Raw genomic sequence first — 24,583 nt, 5'->3', positions numbered from 1 at the left:
CATGAGCACCAGCCACCTCGCATCCGAGCTTCTCCCGCTGATCAGCCGGCGCACAGGTCCGGTGCACGGGATCCGGCGCACCGAACGGGGTTTCAGCTCGGACCTGACGGCCCTGGTCGAGTCCCCCGAAGGGACCTTCTTCGTCAAGGCCGTGCGCAACAGGCCGGGCGGGCGTCTCGACTCCCTCGTCCGTGAGCGGGAGATCAACCCCTACGTCCGTCCCCTGGCGCCGCGCCTGGTGTGGTGGATCCAGGACGACGACTGGGCCGTGCTGCTCTTCGACGCCGTCCGGGGAAGGCCGTCCGACTTCTCGCCGGACTCCCCCGACCTGCCCGCGATCGCCGACCTCGTCGCGCGGATCGGGAAGGTCGAGCTGCCCGAGGTGGCGTGGTGGTGGACGGAGACCCGCTGGGACCGGTTCGCTGACGGCCCGGCGGAGGCCGAGCTGTTCCGGGGTGACACCTTGCTCCACACGGACATCAACCCCGGCAACCTCATCATGGACGAGCGGCGGATGTGGGCCGTCGACTGGGCCTGGCCCACCCGGGGCGCGGGGTTCATCGATCCGGCCCTGCTGACGCTCCAGCTGGTGGCGGCAGGGCACAGCCCGGCGGCTGCGGAGGCGTGGGCCGCCCGGAGCGAGGCCTGGGCGAAAGCCTCGCCGAGAGCGGTCGACGCCTTCGCCGCCGCCAGCTTGCGCATGTACCGGACGTTCGCCGGCCGGCGGCCCGAGGAACCCTGGCTGAAGGCCATGGTCTCGGCCGCGCAGACCTGGGTGGCCCATCGTCGGCGGTCAGCGCCCTGATGAGGCCGTACCGCACCCGGCGCCAGGAATCCGCCCCCTACAACCACCCCTTCTCCCGAGCGATCCGCACCCCCTCCGCCCGATTCCGAGCCGCCAGCTTCTGGATCGCCGTAGACAGATAATTCCGCACCGTCCCCTGAGACAAATGCAGCGCCGCCGCCAGTTCCGCGTTCGTGGAGCCGTCCGCCGCCGCGCGCAGTACCTCGCGTTCCCGTTCGCTCAAGGGGTTCGCCCCGTCCGCCAGGGCCGCCGCCGCCAGGGCCGGGTCGATGACCCGTTCCCCGGCGAGCACCTTGCGCACCGCCGCCGCCAGCTGGGCCGCCGGAGCGTCCTTGACCAGGAACGCGTCCGCCCCCGCCTCCATCGCGCTGCGCAGATATCCGGGGCGGCCGAAGGTCGTGAGGATGATCAGCTTCAACGCGGGGAACTCCGCGTGGAGTTGAGCCGCCGCCTCGATCCCGGTCAGGCCCGGCATCTCGATGTCCAACAGGGCGACGTCCAGGTCGGGTCGGGCACGGGCCGCCCCCAACACCTCGTCCCCCCGGGCCGCTTGGGCGACCACCTCGATGTCGGGTTCCAGGCCCAGCAGGGCCGCCAGCGCCTCGCGGACCATCGACTGGTCCTCCGCGAGGAGGAGTTTGATCGGGCGGCTGGTCATGGGGCGGATCTTACGGGGACCCGGGCGACCAGGCGGAAGCCGTGCTTCACGTGCCGCGCCTCCAGGCTCCCGCCCGCTTTCTCCAGGCGTTCCGCGAGCCCCGTCAGACCGTTGCCCGGCGGACTCGCGGGCACCGCGCCGCCCCGCCCGTCGTCCTCCACCGACAGTTCGAGCACCGGCCCGTCCAGCGTCTGCCGGCGCACCAGCTCCACCGTGCAGCGCACGGCCCCGCTGTGCCGTACGACGTTGGTGATCGCCTCCCGCAGCGCCCACGCCAGCGCCGCCTCGCTCTCCTCCGGCACGTCCGTCAGATCGGGCGGCACCGGCACCGCGGCGATGACGTCCGCCGCGCTCAACGCGACCTGCGCGCCCGCGAGTTCGGCCGCCAGCCGGGGCCGCCGGTACCCCGAGACCGCCTCCCGCACGTCCACCAGCGCCTGCCGGCTGACCTGCTCGATGTCCGCGATCTGTCGCGCCGCCTGCTCCGGCTGCTCCGGCAGCATCCGCCCGGCCAGCTCGCTCTTGAGGGTGATCAGGGAGAGGGAGTGGCCCAGGAGGTCGTGCAGGTCCCGCGCCAGCCGCAGCCGCTCCTCGTTCGCCGCGAGCCCGGCGACCGTCGCGCGCGCCCGGCGCAACTCGATGGTCGTCTGCACCAGTTGCTTCACGCCCGTCATCGCGAAGCCCAGCAGGACGACGATCAGCAGCAGGCTCCAGTCGAAGTCGCTCTCGCGCAGGCCGACCAGGATCATCGCGAGGGCGTTCGCGCCGATCCCCCAGTAGGCGGCGCGCAGCGGCAGCGTCGTCCCGAGCGTCACCGAGACGTATACGAACAGCCCGATCCAGGCGTTGCCCAGGGTGAGGCAGAGGGTGACGGCCAGGGTGCCCAGCAGGAGGACCAGGACCCCGATCGCGCGTCCGCCGAAGGGGCGGCCCATGTTGCGGAAGACCAGGCACAGGTAGACGACGGTGAAGGACCCCAGCGCGAACCAGCCCAGAAGCGTCGCCGGACCGCTGTGCTTACCGGAGGTCAGGTCCTGCACCGGCGAGCCGAGGAAGATCAGCCACGGCACGATCCAGACCAGCTTGCGCCACGCCTCCGCGAGCGTGCGCGGCGGCCGGCCCATACCGGCCGCCAGCTCCTCGCGCGCCCCCGGGGGGAGTCCTGTCAGGTCGTCATTCACGCCTTCAGTGTGTCCTTCCGGTACAGCCAGGCCGCCCCGCCCGCGAAGAGCAGGAAGAAGAGGACCAGGACGACGACGTCCTCGGCGGCCGGCGCCTGGCTCCGCTCGATCGCGCGGCCCAGGGAGGCGTACGCGTGCGTCGGCACCCACTTGGCGATCGACTGGAGCCAGCCGGGGAAGGTCGTCGTAGGCATCCACAGGCCGCCCAGGATGGACAGCCCGAAGTAGATGATCATCGTGATCGGGCGGACCGCGTCGCCGCTGGCCAGGTAGCCGAGGGCCACGCCGAGCGCCGCGAAGACCAGGCTGCCCGCCCAGATCGCGAGGGTCAGCGCGAGCCACTGCCAGGCATCCAGGCGTACGTCCTTCACGACGGCCGCGACCGCGAAGACGACCACGATCGACGGCAGGCTCACCACCGCCGAACCGGCGGTCTTGGCCAGCACGTACCCGTGCCCCGGCAGCGTCGTCAGCCGCAGCTGCCGTACCCAGCCGCTCTCGCGTTCCTTCGCGATGCGTTCGCTGTTGCCCATGAGGACGGCCGTGAGGGCGCCGAAGGAGGCCATGGAGACCATCATGTAGGTCGGGAGGGTCAGTCCCGTGTCGCCGACGCGGTCCGTGCCGTTCGCGCTGCCCGCGATCAGCAGGAAGAGGACCGACGGGTAGATCACGGAGAAGAACATGAACCTGCGGTTGCGCAGGGCCCGGGTCAGTTCGAGCCGGATGAGGCTGTTCACTGCTGCTTCGCCTCCTCGGCGGCGGTGATGGCGACGAAGGCCTGCTCCAGGCCGAGCCCGGAGACCTCGAGATTGCGGGGGTAGAGGCCGAGGCCGTAGAGGGCGTGCACGGTCGCGTCGGCGTCGGTGGACTGGATGCGGACCGTGCGGCCGGAGACGTCGATGGTGGTGAGGAACGGCAGGTCCCTGAGCGCGCCCGGGAGGTCGCCGTCGAGGTCGAAGGAGATCTTGCGCAGCCCCGTCTTCGCCTTGATCTCCGCCGCCGTGCCGTCCGCGAGCAGCCGCCCCCGGTGCAGCACCAGCACCCGGTCGGCGATCGCGTCGGCCTCCTCCAGGTAGTGCGTCGCGAACAGGACCGTACGCCCCTGGTCGGCCTGCTCCCGCATGGTCGCCCAGAAGCCCTGCCGGGTCGTGACGTCCATCCCGGTCGTCGGCTCGTCCAGCACGATCAGATCGCTGTCCCCGGCCGTCGCCAGCGCGAACCGCACCCGCTGCGCCTGGCCGCCGGAGAGCTTGTTGACCTTGCGGTCGGCGATCTGGGTGATCCCGGCGCGCGAGAGCACGTCGGAGGGCCGGTACGGCCTCGGGTGCAGCGCGCAGGCCAGCCGTACGAGCTCGGCGACCGTCACCTCGTCCATCAGGCCGCCGCTCTGGAGCATCGCGCCGACCTTCCCGGCGACGATCGCCTCACGCGGGGTGAGGCCGAAGAGGCTGACCTTGCCGGAGTCGGCGTGCTTCAGCCCGAGCAGCAGATCGAGCGTCGTCGACTTCCCCGCCCCGTTGGGCCCGAGCAGCGCCACGGTCTCCCCCGGCCGCAGACTGAGACTGAGCCCGTCCACGGCTTTGACCGCACCGTAGGCCTTGCTCACCTGGTCGAACGCGACCACTGAAGCTGTCGTTGTCATACGGCCATGGTGGGGGCGGGGGTGGGGTGGGGGCAGTGTCCGGTGTCCGGAGTGGGGGATGACAGATGTCATGCGGGGCCGCGATTGTCTTGGCGCTGTCCCGTCCTGTCTTGAGGGGGTGCGGCGTTGTACGGGTACCAGGCGTCGCGGAATGGTCACAGCGTGAAGTGAGGGGTGGGTATGTCGGTGGAGCCGCAGGGTGAGGTGGACGATGACGAGCAGGGATGGATGCTTGAGCCGGGCGATGTATGGGGGAAGGAGGTGCTGGAGACCGCCGGGAAGCAGATCAAGGCGCACCGGGAGAACAAGGGGGTGCGGGCGGCGGACTTCGGCAAGGCCGTGGGCTACAGCGAGGACATGATCTACAAGATCGAGCGCGGGGAGCGGATTCCCAGTCCTGGTTTCCTCGACGACTCGGACAGGGTGCTGGATGCCAAGGGCACGATCGTCGCTCTGAAAGAGAACGTGGAGAAGGTCCGGTACCCCAAGAAGGTGCGGGACTTGAAGGCGTCGGAGGCGAAGGCTGTCGAGATGGGGGTGTATGTCGGGCTGAGTCTGCACGGGTTGTTGCAGACGCCGGAGCATGCGCGGGCGTTGTTCGAAGTGTCCCAGTCCGCCTACACAGATGCCGATCTGGAGCGGCTGGTGGCGGCCCGTATGGAGCGTAAATCGATCTTCGCGCGGGAACCGGCGCCCTTGCTCAGCTTCGTCCAGGAAGAGGTGACTCTGCGCCGACAGGTCGGAGGCACAATGGTCTGGCGTCGCCAGCTTGAGTACCTGCTGGAGGTGACACGGCTGCGCAATGTCACACTCCAGGTCATGCCGACGGACTCTGGTGCCCATCCGGGGCTGAGCGGCAAGATCGAGGTGCTGAAGTTCGACGACGGCACGGCGGTGGGACGCTCCGAAGGGGCCTACAACGGCCGCCCCGTCTCCGATCCGAGGCAACTGCGCATCCTTGAGCTGCGGTACAGCGCCATCAGGGCACAGGCGCTTGCCCCGCGTGAGTCGCTGGCCTTTATCGAGCAACTGCTGGGAGAAACATGATCCGCAAGACCTCCGCCGGTGACCTGTCCGAACTGGCGTGGTTCAAGAGCAGTTACAGCAGCGGCCCGGACGGCGAGTCTTGCGTCGAGGTCGCGCTGAACTGGTTCAAGAGCAGCTACAGCGACGGCCCCGAGGGCGACTCCTGCGTAGAGATCGCCGAAACCCCCTGCCACATCCACATCCGCGACTCCAAGTTCCGCACCGGCAGCCCCGTCTTCGACGTTCGCCCCGCCACCTGGTCCGCCTTCGTCACATACACCTCGGAGCGCTGACCGCCCCGAGCGGCCACACGCACACGAGGTCCGCTCAGTTCAGCAGCGCCCGAGCCGCCAGCGCCTCCCCCCGTACCCGCCGCGCGGCCCCCTCGTCCACCGCCCCCACGATCTCCGCGTACGCCTCCAGCTCCCGCGCCCCCGTCACGAAGTCCCCCGACTGGACCAGGAGTTGAGCGCGCTCGTAGCGCAGCTGGGCAGAGTGGGAGGGGAGCAGGAGGGAGAGGTCCACGGACCACAGGGCGACGGAGGTGCGCTCCAGGCGGCCGGCGGACCAGGCGCGGATGTTGTTGAGGATGCGGGCGACGACGGCCAAGGGCTCCGCGGGGCCGCTCGGGCCGGCGCCGCGGGCCGACTCGGCGGGTGTCAGGAGCCGGCCGCCGGTGAAGGGGTCGACGACGACCCGGCCGGCGTCCGCCGGATCGCCGAAGCCCACCAGGAAGTGGCCCGGCGCCGCGATCCCGTGCACCGGGCCGCCCGCCCGCCGGGCCACCTCCATCCACACCACGGACAGGAGGATGGGCAACCCCCGCCGCCGGAGCAGGACTTGGTGGAGCAGCGAGGAGTCGAGCCGCTCGTAGTCGGAGGGGCCGCCGCCGAACCCGTACCGCTCGCCCAGCAGCTCCCGCACGGCCTGCGCCCACTCCCGCGCCCCGCCCGGCCGGTACGGCAACTCCCCGGCCAGCCGGTCGAGTTCCGCCTGCGCGGCGTCCAAGTCGGCCTGGGAGAGGGAGGGTTCGGCGGCGGCACCGATCAGAAGACAGAGGGCGACGAGATCGGGCCGCCCGGCACGGGCCTCCTCGGCGAAGAGCCGGCGCACTTCATCGGGGGTGAAGCTCATACGCCGGGCACCTCGCCTCGTACGCCGGAGCAGCCGCGGCTCCTCACACCGACCCGAGCACCCACACTCCCGCCCCTCACGCCGACCCGGCCGACAATCAGGCTCGCGTCCGTCCGAGCCCCAGCGACCCCGGCCCCAGCCCCCGAGACCCCAGCCTGCCCGCTCCCGCAGACCCCGCCCCCGCCCCTCACGCCACCCCCCGATAGTGGTGATACGAGTGATGAACCCCGAACCCCAGCCCCTCGTACAACCCCCGAGCCCCCGCGTTCCCCTCCTCCACTTGCAGCCACCCCGCCGAAGCCCCCTCCTCCAGCGCCCGCGCGGCCAGCGCGGCCATGACCCGGGTCGCGAGGCCCCGCCGGCGCAGCGCCGGATCGACCTCCACCGCCGAGAACCCGGCCCACCGCCCGTCCACCACGCACCGCCCGATCGCGGCGGGCCCGTCCGCCCCTTCGACCGTCGCGAACCACACCGAAGGCCCGCTCCCCAGCACCCGCAGCGCCACCTCGCTCACCCCCTTGCGCTGATACCGCCCGAGCCAGGCGGCATCGGCGGTACGGGACAACCGGACCTCCCCCTGAGCGACCCCGGAGCCCGACGCGACCCCGGCCCCGAGACCGACCGCGTCCGCCACCCCCGCCAGCCCCCCGACCCACACCTCCGCCGAGACCTCCCGCACCCACCCCCGCTCCTCCAGCTCCGCGCACAGCAGCTCCTGCGTCCCCGCGCCCCCGGTCGCCGCCTGGACGTACGCGGGAAGCCCCCGTTCGCCGTACCACCCCCGTACGAAGGACAGCGCATCGCCGAGCGGAACCCCGGGATCGCCGAGCGGGAGAACGGAGTTGGCGCGCCGGGTGAATCCGGCGGCGGCACGCAGCTGCCAGGCCCCGAGCGCCTCGGTCTCCAGCGGCTGCCACGCGGCGGAGGCGACGCGGGCGAGTTCGTCGTACGACGCGGCGGGCCCCCGGCGGCGGGCGGGCGCGGGGGGCACGACCTTTCCGGCGACCAGGGTCGACGCGGGAAAACGCACCGCCGAACCGTCCTTGCGCGTGATCGACACCACACCGGCGTCCCATGATGTGAGAACACCCACCGTGTCGGTGAATTTCCCCCCAAGCTCGGAGGGCCCGCAAAGGCGCCGTACAGACACCCGTTTCCCCACGTCAGCAGGGGTGATGCGGACCTCCAGGAGCCCGCCGCCCACGATTTCCACCAGTCCGTCCACCCCTCCTGTTCGGATCATGCCCGAGAACGGAGATACTAGAGGTGGGCATCGACGACGCCGCGCTCCCGCGCGCCAGGCGGCGGAGCCTGGGAAAGGCCCGCCAGCGCCCTATCGAGGAGGAACGACAGCGTGACCTACGTCATCGCGCAGCCTTGTGTCGACGTGAAGGACAAGGCGTGCATCGAAGAGTGCCCGGTCGACTGCATCTACGAGGGCTCCCGGTCCTTGTACATCCACCCGGACGAATGCGTTGACTGTGGTGCCTGTGAGCCGGTCTGCCCGGTCGAGGCGATCTTCTACGAGGACGACGTCCCGGACGAGTGGAAGGACTACTACAAGGCCAACGTCGAGTTCTTCGACGAGCTGGGCTCCCCCGGCGGCGCGAGCAAGCTGGGCCTGATCGAGCGCGACCACCCCTTCGTGGCCGCCCTCCCGCCGCAGGCCGAGGGCGAGTAACCCCCCGGCAGGCAGCCTTAGTCGTGCCGCCTCGGTCCCGTACGCGCCCCGTACGGGACCGAGGCGTTTGCCGTACGTACAGAGAGTGAGCAGCGCCGTGCACGACCGCCTCCCCACCTTCCCCTGGGACAAGCTGGAGCCCTACAAGAAAACGGCCGCCGCGCACCCGGACGGCATCGTCGACCTCTCCGTCGGCACCCCGGTCGACCCGGTCCCCGCGCTGATCCAGCAGGCGCTGATCGCCGCCGCCGACTCCCCGGGCTACCCCACGGTCTGGGGCACCCCGCAGCTGCGCGACGCCCTCACCGGCTGGAGCGAGCGCCGCCTGGGCGCCCGCGGCCTCACCCACCGGCACGTCCTGCCGGTCGTCGGCTCCAAGGAACTCGTCGCCTGGCTCCCCACCCAGCTGGGCCTGGGCCCCGGCGACCGCGTGGCGTATCCGCGCCTGGCGTACCCGACGTACGAGGTCGGCGCCCGCCTGGCCCGCGCCGCGTACGAGGTCTACGACGACCCGCGCGACCTCGATCCGGCGGGGCTGAAGCTCCTGTGGCTCAACTCGCCGTCCAACCCGACCGGCAAGGTCCTCTCTCAGCGGGAGCTGACCGAAATCGTCGCGTGGGCCCGCGAGCACGGCGTCCTGGTCTTCTCCGACGAGTGCTACATCGAACTCGGCTGGGAGGCCGACCCGGTCTCGGTCCTGCACCCGGACGTCAACGGCGGTTCCTACGACGGCATCGTCGCCGTCCACTCCCTCTCCAAGCGCTCCAACCTCGCCGGCTACCGCGCGGCCTTCCTCGCCGGCGACCCGGCGGTCCTCGCCCCGCTGCTGGAGATCCGCAAGCACGGCGGCATGATGACGTCCGCCCCGACCCAGGCGGCGGTGGTGGCCGCCCTGGGCGACGACACCCACGTCCAGGCCCAGCGCGAGCGCTACCTGTCCCGCCGCACGTCCCTGCGCGAGGCCCTGCTGAACCACGGCTTCCGCATCGAACACAGCGAGGCCAGCCTCTACCTGTGGGCGACAAGGAACGAGTCCTGCTGGCACACCGTCGCCCACCTAGCCGACCTGGGCATCCTGGTGGCCCCCGGCGACTTCTACGGGGAGGCGGGCGAGAGGTTCGTACGCGTGGCACTGACGGCGACGGACGAACGGGTACAGGCGGCGGTGCAGCGGCTGAAGTAGCCCTGGAACGACCGGCGGGGCCCGGAGGGGAAGCTCCCCGGGCCCCGTCGTCATGTCGTGCCGGACGGCTCAGCCGCCCAGCGGCAGGCCCTTCAGGGGGAGGGTCTGGGGGGTGGGGAGGGCGCCCTTGGTGAGGGCGTCGGTCGGGAGGGCGCCCTTGGTGGTGGACTTGGCGGTGTCGCCGACGAGTTCGCCGGTCGCGCCCGCGGTCTGGCCCGCGGCCTGCTGCGCGGACGGGGTGACCTTCTTGACGGCCTTGCCGCTGCTCTTGCCGACCGCCGGCACCGTCTGCTCGACGGCCTTGCCGCCGGCCTCACCGGCGGTGCCGGTCACGGACTGGGCGGTGGCGTCCAGCGAGTTGCCGAGGCTCGCCGAGTCCAGGGCGGACAGCCCGCCCAGGTTCGGGGCGGCGGCGGGCGCCGCGCTCGCCGAGCCGGCCGCACCGACCCCGGCGGCGGCCCCCGCGGCGACGAGCAGCGCGGCACGGGCGATCCGGCGGGTCAGGGGGAGGGACATGGTGCTCCTTCGGGGTGTTCGGGCTCTGACGCCGTGACTACCGCCCGAGCCGCGCGAAGGTTGCGGCACGCAAACGTAAAGACTTAGCAATGCGTCGCATTATCAGCTCTGGATAAAAACGGGCAAAGCTGGCCGGGGACAAACAGCATGCACACCCACCGCTCCCAGTGCCCCAAGGGTTCCGAGGGGTACGACCCCCAGGGCCCGGACCGCCCGACGGCCGCCGCCCGAAAGGCCCCACGGCACCCGTCCGGGCGACCCCTCGCACTACTGCTCGGTCGTGATCCGCACCGACCCCTGATCGGCCCCGCCCGCCTTCGTGGCCGTCGCCGCCCGCCAAGTGCTGTCCGAATTACCGGCGTTCCACGTCCGCCCCGCGTACGTCACCTTCTGGATGTGCAGCGCCGAGGAGTTGGCCACCGCCCAGTGCGCCAGCTGCCAACCCCGCTCGCCGACCGTACGCCCCGCCTTGGCCGTGTCCCCGGTCACCGGGAGCGTGAGGGTCTGCCCGCCGCTCACCGCCGTGGGCCCCTCCTCCCCGGCCGCTGCCCGGCTCACGGTCCCCGAGGCCTCGTCCACCGCGTTGCGGCCGAAGTCCCGTACCAGCGCGGCCCGTACGGCGTCCGGGCCCGTCAACGCCACCTGCGCCGGATCCGGGCGGCCGGTGCAGGTGAGGGTCGCCGCCGCGCGGCCGGTGAGGGCGGCGGCCAGGACCGTCGCGTCCGGCTCGTGCTTCGCGTACGCCTCCGGGTAACCGCTGCGCTGCACCCGCTGCGCGGCGACCGTCAGCGGCAGCTCCTCGTACCCGTCGACCTTCTTCAGGTGCCGGTAGAAGATGTCCGCCGAGTACGCCGGGTCCTGGACCTGCTCCTCGGTGCCCCAGCCCTGCGAGGGGCGCTGCTGGAAGAGGCCGAGGGAATCGCGGTCGCCGTGCGGGAGGTTGCGCAGGCCGCTCTCCTGGAGCGCCGTCGCGAGCGCGATCGTCACCGCCCGCTGGGGCATCCCGAGATTGGTGCCGACCGCCGCGATCGTCCCGGCGTTGACCGCCTGTTCGGGCGTGAACTCATAGGAGGCGCCGCCCGAGGCGGACACGACTCTGCACCCCGGATCACCGGTCCCTCCGGTGACGTACTGCATCACCACATAGCCCACGACAGCGAGCAGACCGACGACCGCCGCACCGGAACGGAGCAGGCGGCCACGACGCTTGGGAGAGGGGGACGGCGCTGGCACGCGTACAAGGTACTGGAGAGTACGGTGAAGCATGTGCCCGGAGTGAAAAGAGCGTTCGAGGGCTGGCGGGTTAGGGTCGGGAGCATGGCCGACACCCCACTTGACCTCACTCTGGACGCCGCCGCGCTCACCGCGCGCCTCGTCGACTTCCCCTCGGTCAGCGGCTCCGAGCAGCCCCTCGCCGACGCGATCGAGACCGCGCTGCGGGCCCTGCCGCACCTGACGGTCGACCGGTACGGCAACAACGTCGTCGCGCGCACGCAACTCGGCCTGCCGGAGCGGGTGATCCTCGCCGGACACATCGACACCGTCCCCATCGCCGGCAACGTCCCCTCCCGCCTCGACGCCGACGGCGTCCTGTGGGGCTGCGGCACCTGCGACATGAAGTCCGGCGTCGCCGTCCAGCTGCGCATCGCCGCGACCGTCCGGCACCCCAACCGCGACCTGACGTTCGTGTTCTACGACAACGAGGAGGTCGAGGCCGACCGCAACGGACTCGGCCACGTCGCCCGCGAGCACCCCGACTGGCTCGCCGGGGACTTCGCGATCCTCCTGGAGCCCTCCGACGGCCAGGTCGAGGGCGGCTGCCAGGGCACCCTCAGGGTCCAGCTGCACACCAAGGGCGAGCGCGCCCACTCCGCGCGCAGCTGGATGGGCGCCAACGCGATCCACGCCGCGGCCCCGATCCTGGCCCGCCTCGCGGCGTACGAGCCGCGCCGCCCGGTCATCGACGGCCTGGAGTACCGCGAGGGCCTCAACGCGGTCGGGATCAGCGGGGGAGTGGCGGGCAACGTCATCCCGGACGCGTGCGTCGTGACCGTCAACTTCCGTTACGCGCCCGACCGCAGCGGCGACGAGGCGATCGCGCACGTGCGGGAGGTCTTCGCGGACTGCGGGGTCGAGGAGTTCACGGTCACCGACCACAGCCCCGGCGCCCTGCCCGGTCTTTCACACCCCGCGGCAGCCGCCTTCCTCAAGGCAGTTGGCGGCGCCCCGAGCCCCAAGTTCGGCTGGACCGACGTCAGCCGCTTCTCCGCGCTCGGCGTCCCGGCCGTCAACTACGGCCCCGGCAACCCCTTGCTGGCCCACAAGCGCGACGAACGTGTGCAGACCACCCACATCCTCGCCGGCGAGGAGCGGCTGCGGGCCTGGCTGACGGACTGAGCGGACGGTACGGGGACACGCAGATGTCCCCTTTCCGTAACCCCCGTGGATCTACGCTGAACGTGGAAACACCCTGCAAGCGGAGGGAGTACGCATGACCACAGAGGAGACCCGGCCGGAAGAGCGGCGCCTGGGACCGGTCCTCAGAAGGCGCTCCCAAGTCACGGACAGCACCACCGACCAGCGCCTGCTGGACGCGGGCGGCCCCTCGGACTGGGTCCACACCGACCCCTGGCGGGTCCTGCGCATCCAGTCCGAGTTCATCGAGGGCTTCGGCACGCTCGCCGAACTCCCGCCCGCCATCAGCGTCTTCGGCTCGGCCCGGACCAAGCCCGACTCCCCGGAGTACGCGGCCGGCGTCCACCTCGGCCGCGCGCTGGTCGAGGCGGGCTGGGCGGTCATCACGGGCGGCGGGCCCGGCGCCATGGAGGCCGCCAACAAGGGCGCCTGCGAGGCGGGCGGCATCTCCGTCGGCCTGGGCATCGAGCTGCCCTTCGAGCAAGGGCTGAACCCGTACGTCGACATCGGCCTGAACTTCCGGTACTTCTTCGTCCGGAAGATGATGTTCGTGAAGTACGCGCAAGGGTTCGTCGTCCTGCCCGGTGGGCTCGGCACCCTCGACGAACTCTTCGAGGCGCTCACCCTCGTCCAGACCCAGAAGGTGACACGCTTCCCGATCGTCCTCTTCGGCACCGAGTACTGGGGCGGTCTGGTCGACTGGCTCAAGAACACACTCGTCGCCCAGGGGAAGGCGTCGGAGAAGGATCTGCTGCTCTTCCATGTGACGGACGACGTGGAGGAGGCGGTGGCGCTGGTGTCGAAGGAGACGGGGCGCTGAGGGAGCGGGGCTTTAAAGCGCTTTAAGTCCTGGGTGTTTAAAGCGCTTTAGGTAAGTTAAAGCGCTTTAAGCCAGTCCTCGACGGGCCACCGCCGGTGCGCGGTGGCCCGCGATGGACGCCACCATGTCGACGACCTGACGCGTCTCGGACGTCTCGTGCACCCGGAACACCTGCGCCCCGAGCCACGCGGACACGGCGGTGGTGGCGAGCGTCCCGACCAGCCGCTCCTTGACGGGCCGGTCCAGGGTCTCGCCCACGAAGTCCTTGTTGGACAGCGACACCAGCACCGGCCACCCGGTGTCCACCATCTCCCCGAGCCGCCGCGTCGCCTCCAGGCTGTGCCGGGTGTTCTTCCCGAAGTCGTGCCCCGGGTCGATGAGGATCGACTCCCGCGGCACCCCCAGCCCGGCGGCCCGCTCGGCGAGCCCCACGGTCACCCGCAGGATGTCGGCCATGACATCGTCGTACACGGCCCGATGCGGACGCGTACGGGGCTCCGCGCCGCCCGCGTGGGTGCAGACCAGGCCGACCTTGTGGCGGGCGGCGACCTCCGCGAGCCCGGGGTCCGCGCCGCCCCAGGCGTCGTTCAGGAGGTCCGCGCCGGCCTCGCAGACGGCCTCGCCGACCTCCGCGCGCCAGGTGTCCACGCTGATGATCAGATCGGGGAAGCGGCGGCGGACCTCGGCGACGAACCCTACGGTGCGCCGGGCCTCCTCCTCCGGGGTGACCTCCTCACCGGGTCCCGCCTTCACACCGCCGATGTCGACGATCGCGGCCCCGTCGGCGACGGCCTGCGCCACGCGCGCGAGCGCGGGTTCGTCGGCGAACGTCGCCCCTTGGTCGTAGAAGGAGTCCGGTGTCCGGTTCACGATCGCCATGACCACCGGTTCCCGCGCGCCGAAGACCCGTCCGCCCAGCCTGAGCATCCTCTGTGACCTCCCCTAGTACCGCCTGGACATCCCTCGTCCGGGACCCTAACTGTCAGTGCCGCATGGCACGATCGGACATGCGACACATCCGCTTCGAGTCACAGAGCGTTGGGGCCCACGATGGTTATGTTCTTGTTCCTGGTCATCGCGCTCGCCGTGGTGGTCGCCGCGGTGACGCTCGCGGTGGTCGGCGGGGGTGACGGCAGCGGACCGCTCCCCGAGGAGTCCCCCCAGCGGCTGCACGACCCGCTGCCCTGGGACCGCCCGGTGACCCGCGCGGACGTCGACTCCCTGCGCTTCCCGCTCGCCGCCCGCGGCTACCGCATGTCCGACGTCGACGACGCCCTGGGCAGACTCGCCGCCGAACTCTCCGAACGCGACGCCCGCATCGAGGACCTGGAGTCGGCCCTGGCGTCCGTCCCGCGTACGACGCCGGAGCAGCCGCAGTCGCAGTCGCGTGAGCCGCAGCCGCGTGAGCTCCTGTCGCGTGAGCCCCTGTCGCGTGAGCCGCTGGAGGGGGAGCGATGAGCGGCGCCGTCACCGGCCTCGACGGGCTCGCCCGCTGCCCCTGGGCGCTGTCCACCCCGGACTACGTGAGCTACCACGACGAGGAGTGGGGCCGCCCGGTCCACGGGGACGACGCCCTCTTCGAACGCCTCAGCCTGGAGGCCTTCCAGTCCGGCCTCTCCTGGATCACGATCCTGCGCCGCCGCCCCACCTTCCGCACCGCCTTCAGCGGCTTCCGGATCGCCAAGGTGGCCGCCTTCACCGACACCGACCGCGAACGCCTCCTCGCCGACCCCGGGATCATCCGCAACCGCGCGAAGGTCGACGCGACGATGGCCAACGCGCGCGTGCTCGCCGACTGGGCCCCCGGCGCCCTGGACGAGCTGATCTGGTCCCACGCCCCGAAGAAGCCCCGCAAGGCCCCCAGGACCCTGGCCGACGTCCCCGCCGTCACGGACGAGTCCAAGGCCCTGTCCAAGGAGCTGAAGAAGCGGGGCCTGAAGTTCGTGGGCCCGACCACCGCGTACGCCCTCATGCAGGCGTGCGGCCTGGTCAACGACCACCTGGCGGCGTGCGCGGCGCGGGAGCAGGTCTAGGGGGCGCAGGCTTCAGCCAGGGGCCGGCTTCGGCTGGGCGGCCGGCTCAGGGTCAGCGCCCGACGAACTTGGGCCGCTCCTTGTCGACGAAGGCGCGCACGGCCGCGCGGTGGTCCTCGGAGTCGCCCGCGCGGGTCTGGAGCTCGTCCTCCTTCTCCAGGGTCTGCGCCAGGGAGTGCGTCAGCCCGTAGGCGACGGACTCCTTGAGCGCCGCGTACGCCAGGGTCGGCCCCTCGGCCAGCGCGCGGGCCGTCTTCTCGGCCTCCGCGCGCAGCTCGGCGGCCGGGACGACCCGGTTGGCGATGCCCAGCTCGTAGGCGTCCTGCGCGCTGATGCTGCGCGGGAACAGCAGCAGGTCCGTCGCGCGGGAGGGGCCCACCACGCGCGGGAGCGTCCAGGAGATCCCGGAGTCGGCGGTCAGCGCGACGCCCGCGAACGACGTGTTGAAAGAGGCGGTGTGGGCGACGATCCGGTAGTCGGCGGCCAGCGCGAACCCGAACCCGGCGCCCGCCGCGACCCCGTTCACCGCCGCGACGACCGGCTTGGCCGCCGACGTCAGCGCCCGCACGATCGGGTTGTAGTGCTCCCGCACCGTCGACATGACCGACTCCGAGCCGGCCGCGAGCAGCCCGATGTGCTCCTTGAGGTCCTGCCCCACACAGAACGCCCGCTCCCCGGCCGCCGTCAGCAGCACGGCCCGTACGGCGTCGTCCCCGGCCGCCGCCTCGACGGCGTCCCGCAGCGCGGCCTTCGCCTCGAGGCTCAGCGCGTTCATCGCCTCGGGCCGGTTCAGCGTGACGGTCGCGAGGCCGTCGGTCACCTCGTAGCGCACGGTGTCGCTCATCGCGTTATGTCCCCTCCGTAGCAGCGCGGTCACATTCGACAGCCAGCATGGCGGAGTTCGCCGTCCGCGGTGCCGGCGGGACATGTGACCTGCGTCAAAGAATGCCCTCGCGTCTTCGGATGGCCTAACTCCGGGCGGCGGCGCAGTATCGCAGCCACACCGCCGAATTGAGCGGTTTTGCTCGCGCGCGTTGCCCAAGCGATGCCGTCCGATGTTGGTCATCGGGTCCTGAGATGCGGGATAATGGCTTGGAAGCAATGTGTTCGATGCCGGTGTCGTGAGTCCCTCGCAGGATCGCGCATGCCCTCCAGGGCCGTCGGCTTTGACGTGAGCTGGTTTCAGGAAGGGGAACGAGCATGGCGGCCATGAAGCCGCGAACGGGCGATGGCCCGCTCGAGGTGACCAAGGAGGGGCGGGGCATCGTCATGCGCGTTCCGCTCGAAGGCGGCGGTCGGCTCGTCGTCGAGCTGACCCCTGACGAGGCCGACGCCCTTGGCGACGCCCTCAAGAAGGTCGTCAGCTAGAGCGGTTCGTTGTGGAGCGCCTCATCCGCTGACGCGCAGGCGTACATCCCTTGCGGTCGCCCCGGCATCGATACGGTGCCGGGGCGGCTGTTTGTCCGGTGATCGGTGCGCGCGGGGACGTCAGCGCTTGACCGCGCACAGCAGCCCGTCGCCGACCGGCAGCAGCGAGGGCACCAGATCGGTGCTCTCGTGGACCGTGCGCAGGAGTTCGCGGACGCGGACGACCTCGGTGGGCTGGGGTCCGGAGTCGACGGTGCGGCCGTTGGCGAAGACGCCCTCGAAGACGACGAGGCCCCCCTGGCGCAACAGGCGCAACGATTCAGCTAGGTAGTCGAGCAGTTCCAGCCGGTCGCCGTCGCAGAAGACGACGTCGTACCCGGAGTCCGCGAGGCGGGGCAGCACGTCGAGGGCGCGGCCCGGGATGAAGCGGGCCCGGTTGCTGGCGAAACCGCAGGCGCGGAAGGCCTGGCGGGCGAACTGCTGGTGCTCCGGCTCGGAGTCGACGGTGGTCAGGACGCCGTCGGGGCGCATCCCGTGCAGCAGGTGCAGACCGGAGACGCCGGTGCCGGTACCGATCTCGGCGACCGCCTTCGCGTCGACGGTGGCGGCGAGCAACCGCAGCGCGGCGCCCGTGCTGGGCGACACCGAGCGCAGGCCTGCCTCACGGGCCCGGTCGCGGGCCCAGCGCAGTGCGTCGTCCTCGGCGGCGTAGGCGTCGGCGAACGCCCAGCTTGCCTGCCGGTTGCCGGTAATGACCCTCTCCTCATCCCCATGACGTGCCTCGGCGTGACTGTATCCGCTGCGGGCGGGAACCCGCAGATGGGACCGCGCGTTTGAAGGGGTGGGAACGGTGATGGGGGGACACAGTTGGATCACGAAGGCGGGCGGGGCGGCGATCCGGGCCGGACGCAGCAGTATGAGCCGTATCAGCCCAGATCAAATTCAGGTAAAACCGCTTATCCGGAGCTAACGGGCGAGGTGGCTATGGTAGGGGCTCCACTGGACACCACCAGAGCCGACAGGGGAGGTGCGGCTGCGCCTGTGGATCGGGGAGGAGTGCTACGGCGCTTTCTCGGATCGGCGGGCAGGCCGAAATCCGTGAACGACACCGCTGACCGAAGCCACGCCGGCGTCCGCGCCCAGACCGCGACCTTCTCCACCGACGCGGACGGGCAGGCGTGGACTCCGCCCACGTGGGAGGAGATCGTCAGCCTGCACAGCGGACGCGTCTACCGCCTCGCCTACCGGCTCACGGGCAACCAGCACGACGCGGAGGACCTGACGCAGGAGGTCTTCGTCCGCGTCTTCCGCTCCCTGTCGACCTACACGCCGGGCACCTTCGAGGGCTGGCTGCACCGCATCACGACGAACCTGTTCCTCGACATGGTCCGCCGCAAGCAGCGCATCCGGTTCGACGCGCTCGGGGAGGACGCGGCCGAGCGGCTCCCCAGCAAGGAGCCGAACCCGCAGCAGCTCTTCAACGACGCCCACTTCGACGCCGACGTCCAGCAGGCCCTCGACACCCTCGCCCCCGAGTTCCGCGCGGCGGTCGTCCTGTGCGACATCGAAGGCCTCTCCTACGAGGAGATCGCCGCGACCCTCGGCGTCAAGCTCGGCACCGTCCGCTCCCGGATCCACCGGGGCCGCTCCCAGCTGCGCAAGGCCCTCGCGCACCGCTCTCCGCAGGCCCGTGAGGCCGAGCGGCGGCGCTCCTTCGTGGCGCGGGTCCCCGCGCTGGGGGGAGGGGGCGCGACCGCGTGAGTGGACTCGGTGGCTCCAGGCCCGAACCGCCCGCGGGGCATCTCGCGGAGCAGCATCTAGGCGACCGGCTCTCCGCCCTGGTGGACGGAGAGCTGGGCCATGACGCGCGTGAGCGTGTCCTCGCGCATGTCGCGACCTGCCCCAAGTGCAAGGCCGAGGTGGACGCGCAGCGCCGCCTGAAGAACGTCTTCGCGGAGGCCGCCCCTCCGCCGCCTTCCGCGAGCTTCCTCGCCCGGCTCCAGGGCCTGCCCGGGGAGGGGGAGTCACCCCTCGACGGCAGATTCGGCCCCGGCGGCCGCGGCGGCCCCGGCGCGGGCCTCCTGGGCGGCGGCTCCAGAGGATCCGGCGTCTTCGGCGGCGGCTTCGGGGGGTCCCGGGGGGTGCTCGGCGGGCCCGGGAACTCCGGGGTCTTCGGCGGTCCGGTCCTCGGCGGCCGGCATGAGCCGTTCGGGTTCCGGGAGGAGGGGGCCGTTGGCGGTGAGGGGGCTGGACTCGCCGGTGGTCGTACGGGAGGCGGGGTTTCCGGGGCGGGGCTGACGGACGGTGGGATTTCTGGTGCCGTGGCGGGTCTGCGGGCTGGCGATGGCTTTGAGGCCGGGTCGGCAGGGGGGCTGGCTGTCGGCGACGGTTCTGAGGTGGGGTCGGTAGGGGGCCTGGCTGTTGGCGACGGCTCTGGGGTTGTGCCGGGTGCGGGCTTGCGTGCGGGCGATGGCTCTGCGGCCGGGCCGGCAAGGGGCCTGGCTGTTGGCGATGGTTCCGGGAGTGTGCCGGGTGCGGGTCTGCGGGCCGGCGATGGCTCCGGTGTCGCGGCGGTGGGTGCCGTCGGGCTTGTGCCGGGCGGGGTTTCCGGGGCTGGGCTTGCCGGGCGGCTCGGGCCGGGGGCCGTTGGGTTTCTGGCCGGGGCCAAGGGAGTTGGCGCTTCTTCGGTGGGTGCCGGTGAGCGTGGGTTCCGGGTGCATCACGTCGGGCGGCATGACGGTGAGCGTTCGCGGGGGATGAGGTTCGCGTTCGTCGCGGCCGGCGCGGTCTCGCTCGCGGCGATCGCCCTCGGCGGGGTCACCGGTTCCGCGCCGACCGATCTGACCGCCGAGGCGCGGGGAGGGGCGGGCAGCAATGTGACTCCGTCCCGTGTGCCGGGGTCCGGTTCGGCGACCGTGCCCGACAGTCTGCGCCGTCGTTCGGTGGGGCCGTTGCTGAGTCAGGGCGGGGGGAACATCCAGGCGCCGGTCGCGCCGACGGAGTCCGGTGCGCCTCTGCTGCCGGGTATCCCTGCGCCGCCCGCCGGGGGCCATGAACAGACGCTACGCGCGCTGACCACTCCCGTGGTGGCGGGAGCGGCGGCGATGGCCCCTCTGATACGCCCCCTGTCCCTGGAGCCCCCGCTCTCCCTGTCGGCCTGGTCCATGTCCCCGGGCCTCCTCTCCAACGCACCGCTGCCGCACACGATGTCGTCACCTACACCGCCGGAGCTGCGCTGAGGGGTGGGGGGTGCTTGACGCTGGGGTTGGGCTGAGGGGGCTGGGGCGGGGATGCCTCCGGGGCCTCGCTTGACGTTGCCGGACCTGGGCGAGTGACAGGGACGGGGGAGGGGGTTTGCTGTATGTGCTGGGGTTGGGCTGAGGGGTTGGGCCCGGGGTGCCTCAGGGGGCTTGCTTGGCATTGCCGGACCCCGGTGAGTGGTAGGAGCGGGGGAGGTTGGCTGGGCTGCGGGAGGGGGTTCGCTAGGTGCGCTGGGCCCGGAATGGCTCAGGGGTCTTGCCTGGCGTTGCCGGACCCGGGTGAGCGGTTGGGGCGGGGGCTGGCGGGGCTGTGCTGTGGAGGGGGTTCGCCTGATGGCGCGGGAGCTGTTGGGCTGGGGAGTATGGGGGCGGGTGCCGCGTGCGGTACCTGGAGTCGTGCTGAGGAGCCAGGGGGACGGATGCCGCGTGCGGTGCTCACTGGAGTCGCGTTGAGGGGAGCTGGCCTCGGCTGGCGTCGTCGTAGCTGGGCTGCGAGGGGACGTCTTGCGGACGCTGCCGGGGCTGCGCTGGGGGACTGGGACAGGGGAGGTGCCCCGTATCGGTGCTGCTGGAACTGCCGGGCGGGGACACCGAGTTGGGCTGTCCCTGTCGGCTTGGAGCAGCGGACGCGGTTTCCTCGCCCGTGACACCGGAGCTGCGCTGAGGGACTGGGACGGGAAAGGCGCCTCTCGGTGCTGCCGGAACTCCCGCAAGGGAACGCCCAGTTGGGCTGACCTCGTCGGCTCTGACTCAGTCGGCACAGCTCTCCCCGCCTGGCACACGTCGGCCGAAAGACTGGAGCCGGATGCCTAGCCGGCGCCGTTGCTCTAAGGGATCTGGGCAGAGGGCCGCCTGGCATGGCGCTCCCCGTCGGCGTGGCCCCGCCGCCTGAGGTCCGCCCCGAGACTCCGTGCCCGAGCCCTCAAGCCCCGCACCCGAGATCTCAGCCCCAGAGACGCCCGTCTCACCAGCGCACCGCCCGCCGAGGCAACCCTCGTACACCTCACCAAAGCCCACCCCCCCCGAACTCCCCACCGCCCCCCCGCAAGACCGCGTGTTCGCTGACGCACCGTCTGCGCGGGCCCCCCGCAACCTGGTTGAATCCCCAGCGTGAGCCCGTGCCGGTGCGTCGGCCGGGTGTGCAGACGACGATGTCCGAGTGGTCGGCCTCGGCCGGTTGGTGGGGAGAACATGGACGAGGGGACACCGAAGCAGGGCCGTTCCGGACGGGTCTCTGAGGGGGACGGCGACTTCGGTCTTGCCGGGCCGCTGGGGGAGATGACGGCGGACGGGGACTACCAGTTGCGGGGCCCGGAGGAACGGGGAGCCGCCGGAGCAGGCAAGCCGGACGACGCGCCGCCCCCCGGGGCTGCCGCAGCAGACGGGGCCACCGGTAAGGAAAGCACCCCCGGGACCGCGACAGCAGACGCACCCGGAAGGCCAAGTACCGCGCCGGGCACCGATGATGCAGCGGCAGGCGAGAACGCTGACGCGAACGAAGCTTCCTGGACCGGCCGGGATGCAGTGCCCACGGGCAAGCCTCCGGCCACCGGCAGAACCCCGGTCACCGGCGAGATCCCGACCGTCGGTGAAACCCCGGCCCCCGGCAAGCCCCTGGCCCCCGGCGAAACCCCGACCCCCAGCAAGCCCCCGACCGTCGGCGAGCCCCCGCCCCCCGCCGAAACCCCGACCACCAGCGAAACCCCACCCCCCGCCGACCCCCTCCCCCTCGCCGAAGCCCACACGGCAGAGCCCCCCAGCCCCCACGCAACCCCCGCCGGAGCCCTCAGCGACCCCCCGGAAGCCGCAGCTCGCGACACCATCGCCTGGACGAAGACTTCCAGGCCCGGCCCGGCGAACACGGCCGGGACGTCGAGCGAAGCCCCGCCCACCCGCAAGCCCGGCCCGGCAGCCACATCCGAGACACCAAGCGACGCTCCCCCCACCCCCCTCCACACCCCCACCCCCTACGACACCCCGCCCTACGGCCACCCAGGCCCCTGGGCCCCCGCACCCCCCGTCCAACACCCCGCCACCACCCCCCACCCCCCACACGCCCCGCACACCCCCTCCGAACCCCCCGGACCCCCAACCCCCGCCTCCACCCCCGGAACCCCCGAACCCCCAACCCCCGACCTCACCTCCAGCCCCCTTCCCGACCCCACCCCCACCCCCGACCCCTGGTCCCGCTACGACCCCTGGTCCCCCACCCCCTTCCGTACAGGCACCCACCCCCACCCCCCGCAACCCAACACCCCCACCCCCCACCACCCCCGCCGAAACCTCCTCCTCCCCGCCGCCCTAGCCCTCACCCTCCTCGCCGGAGCCGCCGGCGGAGTCATCGGGATGGAGCTCGAGCGGCGTGGCGGCATCGGGGGGATCACCCTCGCTCAGGCCCCCGCCCAGACCACCCCCCGCGCCCCCGACACCACCGCCGGCATCGCCGCCCGCGCGCTCCCCAGCGTCGTCACCCTGCATGTCAGGGGAGGCGGAGAGGCCGGGACAGGGACCGGGTTCGTGCTTGACACCCGGGGGCACATCCTCACCAACAACCATGTCGTCGAAGCCGCGTCCAAGGGCGGCCGCATAAGTGTCGTCTTCAGCAGCGGGCAGACGGTCGAGGCGGAGATCGTCGGCAGGGACAGCGGCTACGACCTGGCCGTCGTCAAGGTCAGCGGCGTACGGAACCTGACCCCCCTCCCCCTCGGCAACTCCGACGGAGTCGCGGTCGGCGACCCGGTCGTGGCCATCGGTGCGCCCTACGACCTCTCGGGAACCGTCACCGCGGGCATCATCAGCGCGCGGGAGCGCCCGATCACGGCGGGCGGCGACGGGAGCGACGTGTCGTACGTGGACGCGCTCCAGACGGACGCGCCGATCAATCCGGGGAACTCGGGCGGGCCGCTGCTCGACGGGCAGGGGCGGGTCATCGGGATCAACTCGGCGATCCGGTCGGGGAACAGCGACTCCGGCGGCGGGCAGGGCGGATCGGTGGGGCTCGGGTTCGCGATCCCCGTCAATCAAGGCAAACGCGTCGCGGAGGAGCTGATCAACACCGGTCACGCCACGCACCCCGTCATCGGCGTCACCCTCGACCTCGCGTACACCGGGGACGGCGCGCGGGTCGGCGCCAAGGCGTCCGACGGGGGGCCCGCGGTGGCCGTCGGCGGCGCCGGGGAGCGGGCCGGGATCAGGGCCGGGGACGTGATCACGGAGGTCGACGGCAAGCCCGTGCACTCCGGCGACGAACTGATCGTCAAGGTCAGGGCGCACCGGCCGGGCGACCGGCTGGAGCTGACCGTCGTGCGCGACGGGCGGGCGCGGGGGATCGGGCTGGTGCTGGGGACGGCCACGGCAGGGTGAGAAGTGGGGAAGGACGGCAATTGACAGAAAGGTCACAGGTGGGCCGTCAGGCCCGGTGCCCCTAAGGGAAGCGGGCCGCCGGCGGTGGATCCGGGCGGCCCCGGCGGTACCGGTGCGCCAGGTACGGCAGGTACCGTGGACCCGGCCCGGACCACGATGAGATCCGATCACACCACCTAGGGCGGCCGGCCGGACATCGCAAGGAGCGTCAGGTGTTCAATGACATAGGACCGCTTGAGCTGTTGACGATCGTCGTCCTCGGCGTGCTCGTCTTCGGTCCGGACAAGCTCCCGAAGGTCATCCAGGACGTCATGCGGACGATCCGGAAGATCCGTGAGTTCTCCGAGAGCGCCAAGCAGGACATCCGCTCCGAGCTGGGCCCGGAGTTCAAGGACTTCGAGTTCGAGGACCTGAACCCCAAGACGTTCCTGCGCAAGCAGCTGGAGAACGACGACCTGGGGCTCAAGGAGATCCGCAACGGCTTCGACCTGCGGCAGGAGATGAACGAGGTCGCGGACGCCGTGCACAGCACGGAACCCGAGCAGGCCGGCACCACCAAGGTCGACATGAGCAAGAAGGCCGACCTGACCAAGCCCGGGATCAGCCCCGAGAACAAGCTCGACCTCACCAAGAAGCCCGAACCCGGCAAGGAAGAACGCCCTCCCTTCGACTACGACGCCACCTGAGCCGCGCCCGTACCGGGCAGCCCTGACCGGTCTCGATATGCTGCCGAGTCGTTGTGCGGACCGCGCGCGTGCGCCCGAAGGGGGGCGGGCCGGAGCGGTTCGCCGAGAGCGAGGAGGCTCCCGGTACATGGAGACGACGAGTCGGGCAGTCGCGCAGGCGCCGGCCGCGGAGGACGGACAACAGGTCCCCTCCGCCCGGCGCACGGCCCACGGCTTTCTTGAGGCGCCCTTCCCCTGGTACGGCCTCGACGAGGCGTTCACGGGGCGGCGCTGGCTGATGCAGGTCGGTACGGCGGGCGACGCCGTCGAACACGGCTCCATCGGACACGGCGACGAGCCGTCCGTCCGGCACGAGACGGCCGGTGAGGACCGGGGCAAGTTCGCGGTCGTCGTCACCGTCGCCGCGAACCCGTCCCGCAGGAGCGCCGACGGGACCGGGACGCTCGAAGCGACCTCGGTCTCCTCCGCGGCCTGGCTCGCGGGCGTGGGGCTGCTGTCCTTCACCTGGCCGGGCCAGATGGACCACACCCTGCGCGACGACTGGCTGGAGCAGCAGACGGAGACCGCGTGGGTGCTCGCCGACGATCTCGGCGGGGAGGAGTGGTCGACGCTCACCCTGCCGGTCGACGGCGTGCCCACACCGTTCCACTACCGCGAGTCCGAGTTCGGGTGGGTGCTCGCGGGGGCCACGCAGCAGGGGGTTCATCTCGGGGCCTACGGGCGCGGGATGAGCGCGTACGGGCTCGGCTTCGCGGTCGTCAAGGACGTCACCGAGTACGAGTGACGACCAAGGGGCGCCGCAGGCCATGACC

27 protein-coding genes and 1 pseudogene are annotated in these 24,583 nt (G+C 71.8%); 16 read left to right on the top strand and 12 right to left on the bottom strand.

All coding sequences use genetic code 11. The features are described 5' to 3' along the window. Position 1: 1 nt before the first annotated feature. Positions 2-805 (top strand): protein kinase family protein, encoded by an 804-nt coding sequence (locus tag ACYUD3_RS14390; protein ID WP_470968995.1) that lies wholly within the window; start codon positions 2-4, stop codon positions 803-805. 37 nt (positions 806-842) lie between these two features. Here ACYUD3_RS14390 and ACYUD3_RS14385 read toward each other — a convergent pair whose 3' ends face one another. The 4 genes from ACYUD3_RS14385 to ACYUD3_RS14370 are packed head-to-tail and all read right to left on the bottom strand — an operon-like array spanning position 843 to position 4,286. Further along, positions 843-1,463: a response regulator transcription factor gene (locus ACYUD3_RS14385; RefSeq protein ID WP_470968993.1), complete on the bottom strand. Its 621-nt coding sequence runs from the start codon at positions 1,461-1,463 to the stop codon at positions 843-845. Then, positions 1,460-2,587: a sensor histidine kinase gene (locus tag ACYUD3_RS14380; RefSeq protein WP_470969781.1), complete on the bottom strand. Its 1,128-nt coding sequence runs from the start codon at positions 2,585-2,587 to the stop codon at positions 1,460-1,462. Before ACYUD3_RS14380 ends, ACYUD3_RS14385 begins: the two co-directional genes overlap by 4 nt. A gap of 53 nt (positions 2,588-2,640) precedes the next feature. Then, positions 2,641-3,381, bottom strand: a complete 741-nt coding sequence (locus tag ACYUD3_RS14375; protein WP_470968990.1) for an ABC transporter permease — start codon at positions 3,379-3,381, stop codon at positions 2,641-2,643. Next, on the bottom strand, positions 3,378-4,286 hold the full coding sequence (locus tag ACYUD3_RS14370; RefSeq protein WP_470968988.1) for an ABC transporter ATP-binding protein: 909 nt from the start codon (positions 4,284-4,286) through the stop codon (positions 3,378-3,380). Before ACYUD3_RS14370 ends, ACYUD3_RS14375 begins: the two co-directional genes overlap by 4 nt. Positions 4,287-4,466: 180 nt before the next feature. Between ACYUD3_RS14370 and ACYUD3_RS14365 the strand changes: the two genes are divergently transcribed. Both ACYUD3_RS14365 and ACYUD3_RS14360 read left to right on the top strand, forming a co-directional pair. Next, complete coding sequence (locus ACYUD3_RS14365; RefSeq protein WP_470968986.1) at positions 4,467-5,333, top strand: helix-turn-helix domain-containing protein; 867 nt, start codon at positions 4,467-4,469, stop codon at positions 5,331-5,333. Beyond that, complete coding sequence (locus ACYUD3_RS14360) at positions 5,330-5,605, top strand: DUF397 domain-containing protein (RefSeq protein WP_470968983.1); 276 nt, start codon at positions 5,330-5,332, stop codon at positions 5,603-5,605. Before ACYUD3_RS14365 ends, ACYUD3_RS14360 begins: the two co-directional genes overlap by 4 nt. A gap of 34 nt (positions 5,606-5,639) precedes the next feature. On the opposite strand, the gene ACYUD3_RS14355 is transcribed toward ACYUD3_RS14360, so the two are convergent. Together ACYUD3_RS14355 and ACYUD3_RS14350 are read right to left on the bottom strand one after the other, a co-directional pair. Next, positions 5,640-6,446: a transglutaminase family protein gene (locus ACYUD3_RS14355; RefSeq protein ID WP_470968981.1), complete on the bottom strand. Its 807-nt coding sequence runs from the start codon at positions 6,444-6,446 to the stop codon at positions 5,640-5,642. 187 nt (positions 6,447-6,633) lie between these two features. Continuing rightward, entirely contained in the window at positions 6,634-7,659 is a 1,026-nt protein-coding gene (locus tag ACYUD3_RS14350) for a GNAT family N-acetyltransferase (RefSeq protein ID WP_470969778.1), read from the bottom strand. A 141-nt stretch (positions 7,660-7,800) separates the two neighbouring features. On the opposite strand from ACYUD3_RS14350, the gene fdxA reads away from it, so the two are divergent. Both fdxA and ACYUD3_RS14340 read left to right on the top strand, forming a co-directional pair. Continuing rightward, the gene (fdxA, locus tag ACYUD3_RS14345) at positions 7,801-8,127 is read left to right on the top strand and encodes a ferredoxin (protein ID WP_470968978.1); all 327 of its coding nucleotides are present in this window, start codon (positions 7,801-7,803) and stop codon (positions 8,125-8,127) included. A gap of 85 nt (positions 8,128-8,212) precedes the next feature. Next, complete coding sequence (locus ACYUD3_RS14340) at positions 8,213-9,310, top strand: bifunctional succinyldiaminopimelate transaminase/glutamate-prephenate aminotransferase (protein WP_470968976.1); 1,098 nt, start codon at positions 8,213-8,215, stop codon at positions 9,308-9,310. Between the two features lie 69 nt (positions 9,311-9,379). On the opposite strand, the gene ACYUD3_RS14335 is transcribed toward ACYUD3_RS14340, so the two are convergent. Beyond that, positions 9,380-9,826 (bottom strand): ATP-binding protein, encoded by a 447-nt coding sequence (locus ACYUD3_RS14335; protein WP_470968974.1) that lies wholly within the window; start codon positions 9,824-9,826, stop codon positions 9,380-9,382. Positions 9,827-10,093: 267 nt separating this feature from the next. After that, positions 10,094-11,059 (bottom strand): VldE C-terminal domain-containing protein, encoded by a 966-nt coding sequence (locus ACYUD3_RS14330; protein WP_470968971.1) that lies wholly within the window; start codon positions 11,057-11,059, stop codon positions 10,094-10,096. Positions 11,060-11,143: 84 nt separating this feature from the next. On the opposite strand from ACYUD3_RS14330, the gene dapE reads away from it, so the two are divergent. After that, a complete protein-coding gene (gene dapE, locus ACYUD3_RS14325) occupies positions 11,144-12,223 on the top strand; it encodes a succinyl-diaminopimelate desuccinylase (RefSeq protein WP_470968969.1) in 1,080 nt (359 codons plus the stop codon). A 94-nt stretch (positions 12,224-12,317) separates the two neighbouring features. Then, on the top strand, positions 12,318-13,061 hold the full coding sequence (locus ACYUD3_RS14320) for an LOG family protein (RefSeq protein WP_470968966.1): 744 nt from the start codon (positions 12,318-12,320) through the stop codon (positions 13,059-13,061). 66 nt (positions 13,062-13,127) lie between these two features. On the opposite strand, the gene folP is transcribed toward ACYUD3_RS14320, so the two are convergent. Further along, entirely contained in the window at positions 13,128-13,988 is an 861-nt protein-coding gene (gene folP / locus ACYUD3_RS14315) for a dihydropteroate synthase (RefSeq protein ID WP_470968963.1), read from the bottom strand. Between the two features lie 123 nt (positions 13,989-14,111). Here folP and ACYUD3_RS14310 point away from each other — a divergent pair, with 123 nt between their 5' ends. Together ACYUD3_RS14310 and ACYUD3_RS14305 are read left to right on the top strand one after the other, a co-directional pair. Further along, positions 14,112-14,519, top strand: a complete 408-nt coding sequence (locus ACYUD3_RS14310) for a DivIVA domain-containing protein (RefSeq protein ID WP_470968960.1) — start codon at positions 14,112-14,114, stop codon at positions 14,517-14,519. Then, positions 14,516-15,094, top strand: coding sequence for a DNA-3-methyladenine glycosylase I (locus ACYUD3_RS14305; protein ID WP_470968957.1), 579 nt, complete (start codon positions 14,516-14,518; stop codon positions 15,092-15,094). Before ACYUD3_RS14310 ends, ACYUD3_RS14305 begins: the two co-directional genes overlap by 4 nt. Before the next feature lie 52 nt (positions 15,095-15,146). Here the strand turns inward: ACYUD3_RS14305 and chcB are convergent, their stop codons facing one another. Then, positions 15,147-15,938 (bottom strand): 2-cyclohexenylcarbonyl CoA isomerase, encoded by a 792-nt coding sequence (gene chcB / locus ACYUD3_RS14300; RefSeq protein WP_470968954.1) that lies wholly within the window; start codon positions 15,936-15,938, stop codon positions 15,147-15,149. A 356-nt stretch (positions 15,939-16,294) separates the two neighbouring features. On the opposite strand from chcB, the gene ACYUD3_RS14295 reads away from it, so the two are divergent. Next, a complete protein-coding gene (locus tag ACYUD3_RS14295; RefSeq protein ID WP_018834979.1) occupies positions 16,295-16,462 on the top strand; it encodes a DUF3117 domain-containing protein in 168 nt (55 codons plus the stop codon). Between the two features lie 120 nt (positions 16,463-16,582). On the opposite strand, the gene ACYUD3_RS14290 is transcribed toward ACYUD3_RS14295, so the two are convergent. Then, positions 16,583-17,281, bottom strand: a complete 699-nt coding sequence (locus tag ACYUD3_RS14290; RefSeq protein ID WP_470969776.1) for an O-methyltransferase — start codon at positions 17,279-17,281, stop codon at positions 16,583-16,585. Between the two features lie 237 nt (positions 17,282-17,518). Between ACYUD3_RS14290 and sigE the strand changes: the two genes are divergently transcribed. Together sigE and ACYUD3_RS14280 are read left to right on the top strand one after the other, a co-directional pair. Further along, positions 17,519-18,223 carry an RNA polymerase sigma factor SigE gene (gene sigE / locus ACYUD3_RS14285; RefSeq protein ID WP_470968950.1) on the top strand — a complete coding sequence of 235 codons (705 nt, stop codon included), beginning with the start codon at positions 17,519-17,521 and terminating at the stop codon, positions 18,221-18,223. Next, positions 18,220-18,579, top strand: a pseudogene (locus ACYUD3_RS14280) (anti-sigma factor family protein); the annotation flags it as partial. The gene sigE and the pseudogene ACYUD3_RS14280, both read left to right, overlap by 4 nt. Here ACYUD3_RS14280 and ACYUD3_RS14275 read toward each other — a convergent pair. Beyond that, positions 18,487-19,197, bottom strand: coding sequence for a hypothetical protein (locus ACYUD3_RS14275; RefSeq protein ID WP_470969842.1), 711 nt, complete (start codon positions 19,195-19,197; stop codon positions 18,487-18,489). The pseudogene ACYUD3_RS14280 and the gene ACYUD3_RS14275 overlap by 93 nt on opposite strands. A 21-nt stretch (positions 19,198-19,218) precedes the next feature. Between ACYUD3_RS14275 and ACYUD3_RS14270 the strand changes: the two genes are divergently transcribed. The 4 genes from ACYUD3_RS14270 (at position 19,219) to ACYUD3_RS14255 (ending at position 24,555) form a co-directional block, all read left to right on the top strand. Beyond that, positions 19,219-19,701 (top strand): hypothetical protein, encoded by a 483-nt coding sequence (locus ACYUD3_RS14270; protein ID WP_470969839.1) that lies wholly within the window; start codon positions 19,219-19,221, stop codon positions 19,699-19,701. A gap of 1,545 nt (positions 19,702-21,246) precedes the next feature. Next, positions 21,247-23,085, top strand: a complete 1,839-nt coding sequence (locus tag ACYUD3_RS14265) for a S1C family serine protease (RefSeq protein ID WP_470968947.1) — start codon at positions 21,247-21,249, stop codon at positions 23,083-23,085. A 212-nt stretch (positions 23,086-23,297) separates the two neighbouring features. After that, positions 23,298-23,771 carry a sec-independent translocase gene (locus tag ACYUD3_RS14260; protein ID WP_470968944.1) on the top strand — a complete coding sequence of 158 codons (474 nt, stop codon included), beginning with the start codon at positions 23,298-23,300 and terminating at the stop codon, positions 23,769-23,771. Positions 23,772-23,898: 127 nt separating this feature from the next. Next, complete coding sequence (locus ACYUD3_RS14255; protein ID WP_470968942.1) at positions 23,899-24,555, top strand: hypothetical protein; 657 nt, start codon at positions 23,899-23,901, stop codon at positions 24,553-24,555. Positions 24,556-24,583: the final 28 nt, after the last annotated feature.

It is taken from the genome of Streptomyces sp. AMJ-169 (genome assembly GCF_055597585.1).
This window is presented reverse-complemented; position numbering and strand designations above follow the sequence as displayed.